A 1,028-nucleotide genomic window follows, 5' to 3' on the forward strand; every position below is an offset into this window, starting at 1 on the left:
GTCATCTGAACCTTTCCTTCTTTTTTTCATTGAGAAAAGAAGTCAAGTCTTGATTGGTGGTGAAAATGCCGAGAGGATTCGGGCCTGTAATGGGGCCGATGCACGGGAGAAGGGGCTTCGGCTTTGGTTGGTTGTTTTTGCCCTTTGCTCTGCTGATAATATTTGCCAAATTGGCTTTCCTGCTCCTGCCCTTCATCGTAATCGGGCTCATAATATACGCACTGATGAGGTGAAGAACATGCTCTGCATAGGGAAATGTCCGCCGGAGGTGAAAGCATGAGGGCCTCAGCACTCCTAAGGGGAGTTGTTGACCTGCTCCTCCTGATAGTCTTTGTTGGAATAGCCGTAACTGGAATAGGCCTGTATTTAGCGCCCAGCGGCAGGATAGCCGAGAGCATAGGATGGACCTTCCTTGGCATGGACAAGGAGGCTCTCACCAACCTTCACACTTATCTAGGCTTCATCATGATTGGCCTCGTGGGGGTTCACCTGGTGGTGGGATTCAGGAGTATGCTCGTAATGCTGAAGTCCGCCTTTAAGAGCTCAAAGGTAAAGGTGGTGGCTGGCCTGATAATTCCAATACTGCTTATAGCAGTTGGGTTCCAGGCGTTTTCAGCTTATGCGGGAGAGGAAGAGACCCATGAGACGTACTACTACTATGAGGAATCAACTAACTCAACGGTCTACATAACGGGCACGATGATGAAGTACTACACCGTCCAGGAGCTCGCGGAGGAGTTCAACGTTTCAACGGACGCGCTGATAGAAAAGCTGAAGGAGAAGGGAATAGAGGCAACCCCGGACGAGAAGCTCGTTGAGATTGAGTACAAGTACGACCTGGACAGGGAGGAGTTCAAGGCCATGTTGGAGGAGATTATAATCGAGCTCCGGGGTGAGGGCGGATGAGAAAGGTAGGTTTCCTGCTGATGGCCCTGCTCTTCCTGGCCATCTTTGGAGCCGGATGTATAACGAGCTCAAGCACGAGCACGACGCAGGGACCCCCAGAGACTCGAGGCCCTCCCGAGGAT

2 protein-coding genes are annotated in these 1,028 nt (G+C 51.6%); both read left to right on the plus strand.

Going from position 1 to position 1,028, the window contains the following annotated elements; all coding sequences use genetic code 11:
* Positions 1-65: 65 nt before the first annotated feature.
* A complete protein-coding gene (locus tag MV985_RS01030) occupies positions 66-233 on the plus strand; it encodes a hypothetical protein (RefSeq protein ID WP_297458276.1) in 168 nt (55 codons plus the stop codon).
* 43 nt (positions 234-276) lie between these two features.
* Positions 277-906, plus strand: coding sequence for a translation initiation factor IF-2 N-terminal domain-containing protein (locus MV985_RS01035; RefSeq protein WP_297458287.1), 630 nt, complete (start codon positions 277-279; stop codon positions 904-906).
* Positions 907-1,028: the final 122 nt, after the last annotated feature.

The organism is Thermococcus sp., assembly GCF_027012695.1.
In the GTDB taxonomy this organism is placed as follows: Archaea; Methanobacteriota_B; Thermococci; order Thermococcales; family Thermococcaceae; genus Thermococcus.